The organism is Clostridia bacterium, assembly GCA_014360065.1.
Classification (GTDB): domain Bacteria; phylum Bacillota; class DSM-521; order Neomoorellales; family JACIYF01; genus JACIYF01.
In genome coordinates this window covers 1-14,694 of the sequence record JACIYF010000066.1, presented here as the reverse complement: position 1 = coordinate 14,694, position 14,694 = coordinate 1, and the positions used below count along the sequence as shown (strand labels likewise).

The following is a 14,694-nucleotide window of genomic DNA, read 5'->3' as shown; positions in this document are numbered from 1 at the left end:
GATGGCGCCGGGTAGTTCCCTCCCCTGACCCGGTCAGTATAGTTGAAAGCGCTGCTATCAGGCTGCTGGCTGACCAAGGGGCGGTAGTCATAGCAGCGGGGGGAGGTGGCATTCCGGTAGCCTGGCGGAATGGAGGTGAACTGTCCGGGGTCGAGGGGGTAATCGACAAGGATCTTGCGGCCCAACGGCTGGCTGCCGATATTGGTGCGGAGCTGCTGGTACTTCTTACTGACGTTGAGGGGGTGGCCATAAACTTCCGTAAGCCTGGTCAAAGATTCTTGGGTTGTATCAGCGCTTCCGAGGTCCGTAGGCTGCAGGAGGAAGGACACTTTGCCAGTGGAAGCATGGGTCCCAAGGTGGAAGCGGCTCTCCGACATGTGGAAGCTGGCGGTAAGGCCGCAGCCATAGGAGCGCTGGACAAGGCCTACCTGGTAGTGACAGGTCAAAGCGGGACCCGCATTACCTGCACGGGGAGAGACTACGAGGAAGGTATGCTCTGCGGAGCCTAGCTGTTACTGAGTGGGAGCCAGACTTAAGGATATGTTTCCACAATAACCAGACTAAGGGGGGGCGCGGTCGTTGCTCGATCTGATAGTTAGAAATGGCAAGATCGTTGATGCTGGTGGCGTTTTTGAAGCTGACCTGCTGATCAGTGGTGGCAAGGTGGCGGGACTAACTAGCCGGGGAGAAGTCAACCAAGCCAAGCGCGTACTGGACGCGGATGGCCGCTATATCATTCCCGGTGCCATCGATAGCCATTCCCACATCGGCCAGATGCCGGGGGAGGGCCAACTGCAGCTGCAGAGCCAGGAGGAGACCTTTGAGACTGAGAGCAGAGCTGCCATGTACGGAGGCGTCACCACAGCGGCAAATTACATTTTTACCCAAGAATCGCTTGAGCAGGTGTTCCCGCGCTTTCGGAACCTGGCGGAACAGCACAGCCTGGTGGATATCAAATTTCACGGCGCCCTAATGAACCAGAACCACCTTGACCACGTTGACCGCTACGTGCAGGATTTGGGTATCACCTCTTTTAAGATCTTTCTTCCCTACAAGGGAGCGGAAGCGGCCAGCCTGGGTGGACTAAGCAGCCTGACCGACGGCCAGATTGTCGAGGCCTTCACCAAGCTCAAAGGGTGCAACGCCTTGCCCATCGTTCACGCTGAAAACCCGGAGATAATCGACTACTACATGAAGCAACTTGGGGACACCTCCCGGCAGGACATGCTGGCCTGGGAAGCAACCAGACCGGGCATCTGCGAAGGCGAAGCGGTGGCCAAGGTCCTCTACCTGGCAAAGAAAATAGGCTGCCGGGTCTGCATTGCCCACGTCAGCTCCAAGGAAGCGGTAGAGTGCATACAGGAGGCAGGGGATCAGACGGTTATCCTTGAAACCTGCCCCCATTATCTCGCACTTACAGCTGAGGCTGGCTTGGACAGTCTCGGAAAGGTCAGCCCGCCAGTTCGGCACTCAGAAGACAGGGAAAAAATCTGGGAGGCGGTGCAGAGGCACGATCAGGTTATAATTGGCTCTGACCACAACCCTTGGGTTCGGGCCCACAAGCAAGAGCTTTGGAGTGGGTTGGCGGGGCTTCCAGGGAATACCGTGATCTTACCGCTGCTATTCACCGAGGGGGTTGACCGGCGCGGGCTCGCTCCATCGGATGTGGTCAGGGTCAGCAGCTACAATGCGGCCCGCCTTTTTGGTTTGTATCCCAGGAAAGGATCGCTGCAGGTGGGCAGTGACGCTGACCTCGTCATCATGGATACCGGCTTAAGGAAACGATTCGATCCCAAAGAGGCAGGTTCAATAGTGGATTACACTCCCTACCAAGATTATGTGTTCACGGCTTGGCCTTATGCAGTAGTGGCCCGCGGAGAGGTGCAATTTGTTGACGGAACCAGGGAAGGCGGCCAGAGGGCTGGCCGGTGCTTGAATCTCCAGTGAACATATAGTAATTGCATGTGGAAGGTGGCCGGAGTGGATTATCTGATCGAGGGAGGGCTTGTGGTCACTCCCAAAAGCCAATTTAAGGCTGATGTGTATGTGAGCGAGGGTGTGATCAAGGCTATCGGCGAAGATCTGAAAGAAAAGCTGGAGATTAGTGCCGATGCCGAGGTTATATCTGCTGAAGGTAAGTACGTTCTTCCGGGCGGAGTAGATGTTCACGTCCATTTTGGCGCTGTATCCCGCGGGTTTGCCAGCGCCGATGACTGTCAAAGTGGCGGAATTGCAGCGGCTTTAGGCGGGACTACTACCATAGTAGAGATGATGCCCCAGCAGCAGGGGTTGCCCATTTGGAAAAGCCTGGAGGATTGGCGGGAGAGGTCGGTGAACTCAGTGGTCGACTACTCCTGCCACGTCATGGTGACGGGCCTTACATCCGAGCTTTTGAAAGAAATTCCCTTGCTGGTCGAAAATGGGTATACCAGCTTTAAAGTGTTTCTTGGCACCGATGACAAGAGGATAGACGACTTTGAGTTCCTTAGCCTGTTGGAGGCCACCCGCGGCAGTGGTGCTGTTATTCTTGTAAGCGCTGGTAATGCTGGGATCGAAAAGTATTTTACCTTGCGGTTGCTTGAGACCGGAAAGAAGGATGCTTGCTACTATGTTCAAAGCAAGCCTATCCTAGGAGAAATAGAAGGTACGTCCAAAGCTATCACCTTAGCAGAAGCCGCCAAGGTGCCCATCTATTTCACCCATGTATCCTGCCGAGAGGCGCTGCGCCTGGTTGCTGCCGCCAGGCAACGTGGCTTGCCGGTATTCGGGGAAACCTGCCCGCACTACCTGCTTTTATCTTCAGAATACTATCAGCGTGGGGGCACGGAGGCGGCCAAATATGTGGTTAATCCGCCCCTGCGGGAGCGTTCCCAGCAGGGTGAACTATGGCGAGGTCTCCAAAGCGGAAGCCTCGATGTTATTGCTTCCGATCACTGTTCGTTTAGACTGACCGGGCAGAAGGCTATTGGCGAGACCTTCAACGATATACCCAGTGGACTCCCGGGGATTGAAACCCGCGTACCCCTGCTGTACTCAGCGGGTGTTGGCGGCGGCAGGCTATCGCTGGGCCGCTTCGTTGACCTGGTAGCGGAAATGCCGGCCCGCATCTTTGGCCTCTTTCCCAGAAAAGGCGCTGTCGCTGTCGGCTCCGATGCCGACCTCGTGATTTTCGACCCAGGAAAGGAGGTCGAGCTCACCTGTTCCAGCCTGCACCAAAAGGTGGATTACTGCCCGTACGAGGGATTCAGGCTCAAAGGATATCCTGAGCTTACCATGCTGCGCGGCCGAGTGATTGCTAAACGCGGTGAATTTGTGGGCCAGCCTGGTTTGGGTTCTTTCATTCCCAGAAAGCCGTTTGAGGCGCTGGCGCCTGGGTCGGGCGCTTTCCGGTTGGAGGTATGAGGAGGAAAGGAGCATAACCAGTGAGAAGGGTCGGGTTCATAGGGTTGGGCGTGATGGGCAAACCTATGGCGAGAAACTTGATGCGAAAGGGCTACTCCCTGGTTGTTCACAATCGTTCCCGGGAGCCGGTGGAGATACTGTCTGCGGAAGGTGCCCGGGCAGCTTGGTCGCCCAAGGAGGTTGCCGAGCAAGCTGAGGTGGTAATTACCATGCTGCCCGATTCGCCCGATGTCGAAGCAGTTATCCTGGGAGCGGATGGGGTGCTGGAAGGTGCGCGGTCCGGGAGCATCATTATTGACATGAGTTCCATTGCCCCATCTGTTACCAGGAGAATTGCCGCTGAAGTCGCCAGAAAAGGTGTGCGTATGCTCGATGCTCCGGTAAGCGGTGGCGAAGCCGCGGCCGTCGAAGGCACGCTGTCAATAATGGTAGGAGGGTCCGAGGCCGACTTTGAGGAATGTATGGACATACTAAAGGCGATGGGTTCATCGGTTACCAGGATCGGCGATATTGGGGCCGGAAGCACTGCCAAGCTGGCCAATCAGATCATAGTTGCCGCCAACATTGCTGCTCTGGCGGAGGCGATGGCGTTGGCAGCTAAGTGCGGCATTGATACGCGGACAATGATTGCGGCGATACGGGGCGGACTGGCGGGGAGCCGGGTCATGGATACCAAGGCCGAGCCCATGCTTACTAAGAATTTCCGGCCGGGTTTCAGGATCAATCTGCACGCCAAAGACCTGCGGAACGCCCTGCGGGCCGGAGATGAGACTGGTACGCCTCTACCTCTTGCCAGCCTCGTTCTCCAGATGATGCAGGCTCTCAGGGCTCAAGGTTACGGAGATGAGGATCATTCGGCCTTACTGAAAGTTTATCAATCCCTAGCTCACCTGACATAGAAAGCAGCCTTTCCTAGCCATTAGCCCTTTGCCGAGCGGATATACTGCGCTATATCTGCTTGGTGAAGGGATTTTTATCTTTGTCCGAAAGAGCTACAAGCCGGACTTTTGTCAAAGTAGTCTAAAACCTAGCTAAATTGGCATGCAGCACATCTTTTACAAGACAACCCCCGTTGCGGGGAGCAGCGCTGGGTATGGGCCAGCTGCATGATTGACGGCTTTACCGAGCTGGCTGGCGGGTGGTCTTTTTCCCTATCTTTATGGTCTTGATCTGGCCTGACTATTGTGACACGTCTGGATATTGTGATCTAGAAGGAAATTAGAGTTTTTCCTCCAAAATTAAGAGGTAATGATGGAGATTCTAGCTTCGCCTTGCAATTTGAGACCCATCTAGCAACGACAGCCTACCCTGGCTGATATGTTAGCCATGAGTTGGATGTAGTTGCCCGCAAAGGCAATGGTATTTCTGGCTCTCGAACGTGGCAAGAAGACTTGCTGGATAGTGTAAGATCGATTCTTTAGTTTAGTTAGCCGACGAAATAAGTACTAGGGGGAACGACTGGTGGAGCTTAGCGTAAGGGCGAGAATCCTGGATGGCCGGGAAATGGGGTGGGCGCTTGCTCGTATGGCTCAAGAAATAGTGGAGCGCAACCAAGGGGCAGAGAACGTAGCGATGATAGGCATCCGTACCCGAGGAGCTCCTTTGGCTTGGCGGTTGGCACGCTTAGTTTCGGCTTTGACTGGCCAAGAAGTGCCGGTGGGGATGTTGGACATCACCCTGTACCGAGATGACCTAAGCGCTTTGGGTCCGGCCCCCATCGTGCATCGCACTGAGGTTCCTTTTGAGGTCAACCAGAAAAGGGTGATCCTGGTTGATGATGTTCTTTATACCGGCCGGACAGTTCGCTCAGCTCTGGATGCAGTTATGGATCTGGGACGGCCAGCTATAATCCAGCTGGCTGTCTTGATTGATCGTGGCCACCGCGAGCTGCCCATCCAGGCTGATTATGTAGGCAAATATGTGCCCACTTCCCTACAGGAAGTAGTGGCCGTAAATCTTCAGGAGATCGATGGCAGCGATGAAGTGCTGATTTTGCGCAAGCAGATGCAAGGAGGCGGACAAACTGTTTAGGCGAAAGGACGTCTTGGGCCTTAGAGATTGGTCAAAAGAAGAGATCGCCCTGGTTCTGGACACTGCGGCGGCTATGAAAGACATATTGGGCCGGGACCTAAAGAAGGTACCCGCTCTGCGGGGCCGCTCGGTAGCTACTCTGTTTTATGAGCCGAGTACCCGTACCCGGGCCTCCTTTGAGCTGGCCGCCAAGTATATGAGCGCTGACACCGTGAGCCTTAATGCCAGCGCTAGCAGTATAGCCAAGGGGGAAAGCCTCCTAGATACCATTTGGACCATCGAGGCTATGGGAGTGGATGTCGTGGTATTGCGGCACCCTGTTCCCGGAACCAGCCTGCAGATCGCTGAGCACACCCGGATGCATGTAGTCAATGCTGGTGATGGGGCCCATGAGCACCCGACTCAGGCCCTGCTCGACATGTATACCGTTCGGGAGAGATTGGGGAGAGTGGAGGGTCTTACCCTGGCCATCGTCGGCGACATATCCCACAGCCGGGTGGCCCGTTCTAATATCTGGGGTTGGCAAAAGATGGGGGCGAAAGTGCGGGTGGTGGGTCCGCCGACCATGATCCCGGTGGATATAGACAAAGCTGGAGTCCAAGTTTACTGGGATATAGAAGAAGGACTGAGGGGCGCAGATGTAATTATGGGCCTGAGAATTCAGTTGGAGCGGGAAGCTCGGGGCTTTTTCCCTTCCTTTGCCGAGTATACCTCTTTCTACGGTCTGACCCGGGAAAGGATAAGAAGTATAAACCCGGGCGCTCTGATTCTCCACCCGGGGCCAGTTAACCGTGGGGTGGAAATTACTGATGAAGTACTCTCAAGTGCCAACGCGGCAGTAAACGAACAGGTCACCAATGGGGTGGCAGTGAGAATGGCCCTGTTGTACCTGCTTTTAGGAGGAGGTCAAGGCGATGGCTTTGCTTCTTAGAGGCGGTAGGGTCATCGACCCGGCGCAGGGCCTGGACATGGTAGCTGACGTATTGGTGGAGGGCTCAAGGATTTCGGCTATAACCACCGGGTCCGGCATGAGCCGGCCTGATGTTGAGGTTGTTGATGTCACCGGGAAAATAGTTGGGCCCGGCCTGATTGATGCCCACGCTCACCTTCGGGAACCAGGCTTAGAGTATAAGGAGGACATCTTAAGCGCCAGCCGGGCTGCCGTCAAGGGCGGATACACCGGAGTCATGGCCATGCCCGACACCGATCCTCCGGTTGACAACGCGGCTATGGTTCAGTTCATCTATACTCGGGGGCGGCAGGCTGGTCTAGCGCGCGTTTTTCCGGTGGGAGCGGTAACAGCTGGTAGAAAAGGAGAGAAATTGGCAGAGATCGGGTATGCGGCCCAGGCAGGAGCAGTTGCTTTTTCCGACGATGGGCAGCCCATCGCTAACTCCGAGATCCTGCGGCGGGCCCTCGAGTACCTTCGGCCCTTAAAGAGGCCCCTTATAGATCATTGCCAGGATGCCAATCTATCCGGCCGCGGGGTGATGCATGAGGGTCTGGTGTCGTTTGAGCTGGGTCTTGAGGGAATACCTTCGGCGGCTGAGGAAGTGGCGGTAGCCCGGGATCTAATCCTTAGTGCCTATACCGGAGCCCGGATTCACTTGGCCCATCTCAGCGCTAAGGGATCGGTGTCGATGCTGGCCCAGGCCAAGGAGAAAGGCATTCCGGTCACAGCTGAGGTTACTCCCCATCACCTGATTCTGACCCACGAGGTGCTTCGAACCTATGATACCAATACCAAGGTCAACCCTCCTTTAAGGACCGAGGAGGACAGGCAGGCTTTGCTCCAGGCTTTGCGCCAAGGCCTAATCGATATCATTGCCACCGACCATGCTCCGCATGCCAGCCATGAAAAGCGAGTGGATTTTAACCAGGCGCCTTTTGGCATATCAGGACTAGAGACCGCCCTTCCGTTAGTAGTCACCTACCTGGTTAAGCCTGGATATCTAAGCTGGATGGAGGCAATTGCCAGGATGAGCACCAACCCGGCCCAGATCTTTGGCTTGCCGGGGGGAAATCTTCGAGTTGGATCGCTGGCTGACTTAGTGGTAATTGATCCGGAGACAGTGAAAGAAGTGCGACCCGAAGACTTTGCTTCTAAGGGCAAGAACAATCCCTTTATAGGCCAGAAACTTAGCGGGTGGCCAGTTATGACCATAGTGGGCGGCAGGATAGTGATGCGCGATGGGGAGGTGATATAGTATGCGGCTTTTGCCCAGTCCAGTGATGGTTGCGCTAGATGTGGACACCAAGCGAGAAGCTTTGAAGCTGGTTCAAGAACTTAAGCCATATACCGCTCTATTTAAGGTTGGTTTTCAGCTATTTTACCGAGAAGGACCAACAATTATAACTGACCTTCGAGATCTAGGAGTCAAAGTCTTTCTGGATTTAAAACTTCATGATATACCTAATACCGTTTTGCACGCCCTTCGTAACCTTAGCAGGTTAGGAATCTTTATGACCAACGTTCATGTAGCCGGCGGCATGGAGATGATGAAGCAGGCCTTAATAGGAGCAAGACTTGGGGCGGAAGATGCTGGACTTGAGCCTCCGTTGATATTAGGGGTGACGGTTCTTACCAGCCTTAGTGCCAGTGATGTGCAGCAAGATATAGGGATTGCCGTGGATGTAACTGAGCTTGCGGTTCGCCGAGCCCAACTTGCTCAAGAAGCTGGATTGGATGGGGTTGTTGCTTCTCCTCAAGAAACTGAGCCTATCCGTCGGGCTTGCGGGAAGGATTTCCTTGTCGTGACTCCAGGAATTAGGCCCCAAGCAAATGGTCAGGATGACCAGCGTCGAGCTACCTCGCCTGCCCAAGCTGTGCAGGCTGGTAGTGACCTTTTGATTGTGGGCAGGCCGGTCATCAAAGCTCCCGAACCGGCTAGAGCTTTGGCAGCCATTATTGACGAGGTATCTCGGGCGAAAGAGGAAGCTCAGGCTTGACCAAAATGGTCTTTTCGTTGCTGTAAGTTACGAGTCCCGGACGCAACCCTTTAGGTTTTCTGATATAACGGGCTTCTGTATAGTCTACCTCCACTTTCTCTGCCTGCCGCGACTGAGAGTAATAGGCGGCTATTTGCGCAGCTTGCATGAGGGTTTGTGGGGGAACAGGCTTGCCTTGGGAACGAATGATCACGTGGGCTCCGGGTATACCTCGTGCATGTAACCAAAGGTCTTGCGGTTGGGAAATTTTGAAGGTGACATGTTCATTTTGAAGGTTATTTTTCCCAACTAAGATTAAGAAACCGTCCGAGGACACGAACCGCCTAGGGCCGGGCCTCTGTCTACTTGGCGAAGAGGCTCGGTCCTTACTCTTCAGGGGCGGAATGTACCCCTGTGACCGAAGTTCTTCGGTCAATTCTGTCAAGTCTTCTTTGCTCTCTGCATCTTCCACAGCCTGCAGAACTGATTGTAAATATTCCAGCTCCTGCTTGACTTTTTGCATGCGCTGCCGGTTGACCTCGGCGGCGCGTTTGTACTTGCTGTACGCACGGTAATAGCGTTGGGCATTTTCCGAGGGAGTTAACTGTGGATCAAGGGGGATTGCCTCTGGGGGCGAGTCGGGGCTAAAAGGATTCTCAGCCCATAGTACAGTGTCTCCAATTGTGATCCGCCCTAGATTCATCAGGATCAGGTCTCCGTATAGGCGTTTTTTTAAAGCTTGGTCTTCTCGATTATAGCCATCTTGAAGCTTGTTCATTACTTCACTACAGTGCTCAATGTTTTTGTTTACAGTATGCTTCAGGGAAGCGCGAATGCTGTTGATTTCTTCTCTATTTTGTCTTTGACCATAAAATCTATCTAGTAGCTCACTTAAACTGTTGGCCTCTTCAGCAAGCATATGCTCATCCAATTGGGGACGAAAAGGGAAAATCTCCTTGGGATTCCTGCCAACCGAAACTATGGTTGGCTGGGATTCTCTTGAGGCTATAGCTCTGATTGCTGATTGCAACTTCTGCCATATGGTGCCCAAGTCCAGCTCTCCACATTGGGCAATTTCTTTTTGGGGATCTAAGCCCCCCAATTTGATTATTTCTCGGGCTGTAGAACGGCTTAAACCCTCTACGGTAGCAGAGAGCGCATTCTCTAGTGCAGTAACCTCGGGCCAAGCCAATAGCTTGCGCGTGAAATCATCATACGAGGAAACAAGTGGGTCCAGTTTGTCCTGCTTTGGCGGGGGGACATAGGGCAATCCAGGTAGAACCTGGCGATGACGGCTCAAAGTATAATCATACTTCTTTATGGCATCAATAATTAAGCCATCGGTCCTGTTTATTAATATCAAGTTAGAGTGCTTTCCCATCAACTCTACCTTTAACACTCTCTGAACTCGGCCTAGAACTGGATCGGGAGCATCAAAGATCATAGACAGGACCCGATCCAACCCTACTTGCTCTAGCCCCACCAGCCGCGCCCCATCGAGATATTTGCGCAAAACCATACAGAATGAAGGAGGCCGGTCGGGGTTTTTGTATTCCCTGGTGGTAAGGTGGAGCCTGGCATCGGTAGCACCGGCGCTAATTAACACCCGGAAGCTATTTTGAGGTTTGTGCAGCAGGAGAACGATGGTCAGGCGCTGAGGCTGAAACACCTTGCCTACTCTTGAATCTTGAAGCAAGGGCTCAATTTCTTTCTTGACTGCATAAAGCATAAGTCCATCGTAGCTCATCTAAGCACCCCATATCCAGCCAAGTATTTTTTGGGTAGCCAGCGAATAAGGTTAGGTAGATATAACCAAGGGAGGTAGAAACTTGAGTCCTGGCCTTCTCTGGTACCAATTATCTACCGAGGAGACCTTAAGAAGTCTACGCACCGACAAGGGTGGGCTCAGCCAGTTTGAAGCTGCCAGCCGCCTCAGCCGGTACGGCCCTAACCAGCTAGCCAGCGAGAAAGGCAGGTCGCTTGGGACCATATTCTTAAGCCAGTTTCGTGACTTCATGGTATTGGTGCTCTTAGGTGCCACTTGTGTTTCTGGCTTGCTGGGTGAATATACTGATGCTTTAACCATAATCGCCATTGTGATTCTAAACGCTCTTTTAGGATGCATTCAAGAGTATCGCGCTGAAAGGTCCCTCGCTGCCCTAATGCAACTTACTGCTCCTGAGGCTAGGGTGGTAAGGGGAGGTCAGGTTTTGCGGATACCTGCTGCTCAATTGGTTCCGGGAGACATCATCCAGGTTGAAGCTGGAGACCGAGTTCCAGCTGACGCCCGGATAATTGAAGCAGTGGCGCTAGAGGCTGAAGAATCAATATTGACCGGTGAATCTGTACCAGTTATTAAGAATCCGGCCAAAATCGACAAAGTCTGTTCCTCCCTAGGAGATATCGCCAACATCCTGTTTATGGGTACCATTGTTACCCGAGGACGGGGACAGGCAGTAGTAATAGGTACGGGCATGGATACCGAAATGGGCCGCATCGCCGCCATGTTGCGCCATGCAGATGATACGCGAACACCGCTGCAAGAGCGGATGGAAAAACTTGGGCGGGTTCTTGTCTTGATGTCCTTGGGTATTTGCGGAGCCATGTCGATAGTAGGCGTTCTTCAGGGCCAACAGCTATACACTATGTTGATGGCGGGGATAAGTTTGGCAGTTGCTGCTATACCTGAGGGGTTGCCGGCTGTAATTACTGTATCCCTGGCCTTGGGTGTACAGCGCATGATTCGCAGAAAGGCTATTGTTAGGAGACTTCAGGCCATTGAAACCCTAGGCTGTGCCACCATAATATGCTCTGATAAGACCGGTACCCTAACTCAAAATCAAATGACAGCGAGAAGAATTTTCTTGGGGGGCAATTGGGTAGAAGTTAGCGGGGAAGGATACGAACCGCGAGGGGAGATTAAGGGTAGCTTCTTGCGCCAGGATTTGGAACTTCTACTCAAGGCTGGAGCGTTGTGCAGCAACGCCCGTCTGAAATCTGAGCTCTCCAAGGGTAAGGGAATTTTAAACCTACGCCCTAGCTCAACCTGGACCATCAGTGGCGATCCTACCGAAGGCGCCTTAGTAGTTCTTGCTGCGAAGGCTGGGATTTGGCAGCAGGACTTGGACCTGGCTTACCCCAGGCTTTATGAGATTCCCTTCGATTCTGATCGTAAACGGATGAGCGTGGTTTGCCGGGATGCTAAGCACGGCAGCAAAAGGCTATTTGTCAAAGGCGCTCCAGATGTAGTCCTAGCTAGATCAACAAGCATTCTACACCAAGGGAAAATATTTCCTTTGAGCAAGTCAGAAAGGAACAGGGTACTGAATGCCAATGAAATTATGGCTAGGCATGGTCTCCGGGTGCTGGCGATGGCCTATAAGGATCTTCCCCATGGATTCGCTGAGCCTAGCGAGGAAGATGAGAACAGCTTGGTTTTTGTTGGCCTAGTAGGTATGAGTGACCCGCCTCGCCCAGGTGTGCAACGGGCGGTGGAACTAGCCAGCCAGGCTGGGATAGAAGTGGCCGTCATTACTGGAGATTACCTGGGCACTGCTGAAGCTGTAGCTCGGGAGCTGAAACTGCCGGTAAAAGGGGTACTGACCGGTCAAGAGATTGATGAAATGTCGGAAGAAGAGTTGGTTGAGCGAGTTAATCAGGTTAACATTTATGCACGAGTGACGCCTCGTCACAAACTACGCATAGTTAAAGCCCTCAAAGCTAATGGAGAGGTGGTAGCCATGACTGGGGATGGGGTGAACGACGCTCCAGCCCTAAGAGAAGCACAGATTGGGGTGGCCATGGGCATCCACGGTACCGAAGTAGCCAAAGAAGCAGCTTCAGTGATACTTCAAGATGACAATTTCGCCACGGTGGTAGCTGCTATAGAAGAAGGAAGAGGAATCTATGACAATATCCGCAAGTTCATTGCCTATCTCTTGGGCTGTAATATGGGGGAAGTGTTGACCATGTTTTGTGCCATAGTCGCTGGCCTACCCTTGCCGTTGCTACCAATTCAACTTCTATGGGTAAACCTAGTAACGGACGGATTGCCAGCCTTGGCGCTAAGCCTTGAGAAAAGCGATGCCAACCTGATGTCGCGTCCTCCGCGACATCCTAAGGAGAGCATCTTTGCCCATGGTATGGGACGGCGCATTCTAAGCCAAGGAGTATTGATTGGAGCAGGCACTTTAGGCCTATTCCTATGGAAATTGGTAACTTCAGGGGATCTTGTATCCGCCCGGACAATAGCCTTTGCGGGTTTAGTCTGTTTTCAACTGTTCTATGTGTTTCAATGTCGGGTAGAAAGAGGGTCATGGCTGGAAAAAGGCATGCTTTCCAACCCTTTTTTGCTGCTGGCAGTATTAGTTTCCTTCGGTATGCAGATAATGGTCATCCATACCCCTTGGCTGCAGCAGCTTTTCAACACCCGCTCTCTAAGCCTTAATGAGTGGATTGTAGTTATGGTGATAGCTGGAGCAAGACTGCAGTTACAGGTATTGGATTATTGGCTCCTTAGACCTTTACGACTAAGGGTACTATATGCTAGAGTGTAGCGAAGGGGGAAAGCGATGAAGTTTGTTAAGATGCAGGGGTTGGGCAACGATTTCATATTGGTAGACACTTTTCAAACCAGTTTGCCCGTTGAGCAGTCTGGCCAGTTTCAAAATTTGGTACAACAATTATGTGATCGGCATTTCGGAATCGGCGCTGACGGTTTAGCTTTGGTGCTACCATCGGAAAAAGCTGAGGTAAGGATGCGGTTCTTCAATTCTGATGGCAGCGAGGCCCAAATGTGCGGAAACATGATCCGTTGCTTCGCCAAGTATGTTTATAATTCCGGACTGGTAGCTGGACCATCCATGCAGGTGGAAACTGGTGCTGGCATAGTCAAGCCGGAAATTATCGCTGATCACGGGGATACTGCTTTGGTGCGTGTAGATATGGGTCGCCCGCGCCGGAAACGCGAAGAGATCCCTATGGTTGGGCCTCCTGGAGAGGTGCTTGATGAGGAGCTGAGCTTAGAGGGACAGAAGCTCCGCATCACTGCCATATCAATGGGTAACCCTCATTGTGTCCTTTTCGTTCCAGATGTGAATGGGGTAGCGGTAGAGACAATTGGCTCCCTGCTTGAAAACCACCAGCTATTTCCGGAAAAAACCAATGTCGAGTTTGCTGAGGTTTTAAGCCCTGGAGAAGTCAATCTGCGAGTTTGGGAGAGAGGGGTGGGGGAGACCCTGGCCTGCGGCACGGGTGCTTGCGCTACAGTAGTGGCGGGGGTTTTGTTGGGCAGGTTGTCGAGAAGGGTGACCGTCCACCTTCCTGGTGGCGACTTGGATATCGAGTGGTGCCAACGCGATGAACACGTATACATGACTGGTCCGGCAGTTGAAGTGTTTCGGGGTGAGATAGAATGGGGAGGGCGGACTTTTGAAACAAGCTGATCGTATTAGAAACCTACCACCTTACTTATTCACCAGAATCGAGAAGAAGTTGGAAGAAGCAAGGGAGAAAGGCATTGAACTCATAAGCTTGGGCATAGGAGATCCCGATCTGCCTACTCCTGCTCGCATAGTGGAACGACTGCAGGAAGCGGCTCAAAAACCTGATAACCACCGCTACCCTACTTCCCAGGGTATGTTACAATTTAGACAGGCAGTTGCTTCATGGTACTTTCATCGGCACGGCGTTGACCTTGATCCCCGGGCAGAAGTTGTCACCCTCATGGGTTCGAAAGACGGCATCGCCCATATTCCGCTTTGCTGGATCAACCCTGGCGATATTGCCTTGGTTCCCGATCCGGGTTATCCGGTATATGGAATTGGCACCATTTTGGCCGGCGGAAAGCCGGAGTTTATTCCGCTCAGACCAGAACGTGGCTATCTCATGGATTTTAGTTCCATCCCCACCGAAGTTGCCAAGCGGGCCAAGTTGCTTTATTTGAACTATCCTAATAACCCTACGGCTGCAGTAGCCAACATAGGCTTCTTCCAAGAAGCGGTGGAATTTGCCAAGTCTTACGACCTGCTGGTTTGTCATGATGCTGCTTATACCGAAGTTACCTTCGATGGGTACCGTGCTCCCAGCTTTCTGGAAGCTCCGGGCGCTAAGGAAGTGGGTATAGAGTTTGGCTCGTTATCAAAGCCTTTCAATATGACTGGATGGCGCATTGGTTGGGCGGTAGGCAACTCAGAGATGATTGAGGCTCTAACTCGACTCAAGACCAATTTGGATTCAGGAGTATTTCAAGCTGTTCAAGAAGCAGCTGCCGAAGCTTTGACTGGGGACCTGTCCCACTTGAGAACTTTGCTGCAAACTTACCGAGAACGGCGG

At 52.8% G+C, this 14,694-nt stretch carries 12 protein-coding genes; 11 read left to right on the top strand and 1 reads right to left on the bottom strand.

All coding sequences use genetic code 11. The annotated features are described in order from the left end of the window. The 8 genes from H5U02_09970 to pyrF all read left to right on the top strand — a co-directional run. Positions 1 to 509 (top strand): carbamate kinase (locus tag H5U02_09970; GenBank protein MBC7342750.1); only part of this gene is annotated, 509 nt, incomplete at its 5' end. Between the two features lie 70 nt (positions 510 to 579). Then, complete coding sequence (locus tag H5U02_09965) at positions 580 to 1,947, top strand: amidohydrolase family protein (protein ID MBC7342749.1); 1,368 nt, start codon at positions 580 to 582, stop codon at positions 1,945 to 1,947. A gap of 33 nt (positions 1,948 to 1,980) precedes the next feature. Beyond that, positions 1,981 to 3,402, top strand: coding sequence for a dihydropyrimidinase (gene hydA, locus H5U02_09960; GenBank protein MBC7342748.1), 1,422 nt, complete (start codon positions 1,981 to 1,983; stop codon positions 3,400 to 3,402). Between the two features lie 20 nt (positions 3,403 to 3,422). Then, on the top strand, positions 3,423 to 4,301 hold the full coding sequence (gene garR / locus H5U02_09955; GenBank protein MBC7342747.1) for a 2-hydroxy-3-oxopropionate reductase: 879 nt from the start codon (positions 3,423 to 3,425) through the stop codon (positions 4,299 to 4,301). Between the two features lie 562 nt (positions 4,302 to 4,863). Continuing rightward, the gene (gene pyrR / locus H5U02_09950) at positions 4,864 to 5,433 is read left to right on the top strand and encodes a bifunctional pyr operon transcriptional regulator/uracil phosphoribosyltransferase PyrR (protein ID MBC7342746.1); all 570 of its coding nucleotides are present in this window, start codon (positions 4,864 to 4,866) and stop codon (positions 5,431 to 5,433) included. Further along, positions 5,426 to 6,364, top strand: coding sequence for an aspartate carbamoyltransferase catalytic subunit (locus H5U02_09945; protein ID MBC7342745.1), 939 nt, complete (start codon positions 5,426 to 5,428; stop codon positions 6,362 to 6,364). Before pyrR ends, H5U02_09945 begins: the two co-directional genes overlap by 8 nt. Further along, entirely contained in the window at positions 6,348 to 7,640 is a 1,293-nt protein-coding gene (locus H5U02_09940) for a dihydroorotase (GenBank protein ID MBC7342744.1), read from the top strand. Before H5U02_09945 ends, H5U02_09940 begins: the two co-directional genes overlap by 17 nt. Position 7,641: 1 nt before the next feature. After that, entirely contained in the window at positions 7,642 to 8,382 is a 741-nt protein-coding gene (gene pyrF, locus H5U02_09935; protein MBC7342743.1) for an orotidine-5'-phosphate decarboxylase, read from the top strand. On the opposite strand, the gene H5U02_09930 is transcribed toward pyrF, so the two are convergent. Continuing rightward, positions 8,339 to 10,108, bottom strand: a complete 1,770-nt coding sequence (locus H5U02_09930; protein ID MBC7342742.1) for an NFACT family protein — start codon at positions 10,106 to 10,108, stop codon at positions 8,339 to 8,341. The two genes, pyrF and H5U02_09930, sit on opposite strands and share 44 nt — an antisense overlap. Before the next feature lie 82 nt (positions 10,109 to 10,190). Here H5U02_09930 and H5U02_09925 point away from each other — a divergent pair, with 82 nt between their 5' ends. The 3 genes from H5U02_09925 to H5U02_09915 form a co-directional block, all read left to right on the top strand. Continuing rightward, positions 10,191 to 12,917 carry a cation-translocating P-type ATPase gene (locus tag H5U02_09925; GenBank protein ID MBC7342741.1) on the top strand — a complete coding sequence of 909 codons (2,727 nt, stop codon included), beginning with the start codon at positions 10,191 to 10,193 and terminating at the stop codon, positions 12,915 to 12,917. A gap of 15 nt (positions 12,918 to 12,932) precedes the next feature. Next, positions 12,933 to 13,805, top strand: coding sequence for a diaminopimelate epimerase (locus H5U02_09920; GenBank protein MBC7342740.1), 873 nt, complete (start codon positions 12,933 to 12,935; stop codon positions 13,803 to 13,805). Continuing rightward, the coding region (locus H5U02_09915) for an aminotransferase class I/II-fold pyridoxal phosphate-dependent enzyme (protein ID MBC7342739.1) at positions 13,792 to 14,694 on the top strand (903 nt) is incomplete at its 3' end. The genes H5U02_09920 and H5U02_09915, both read left to right, overlap by 14 nt.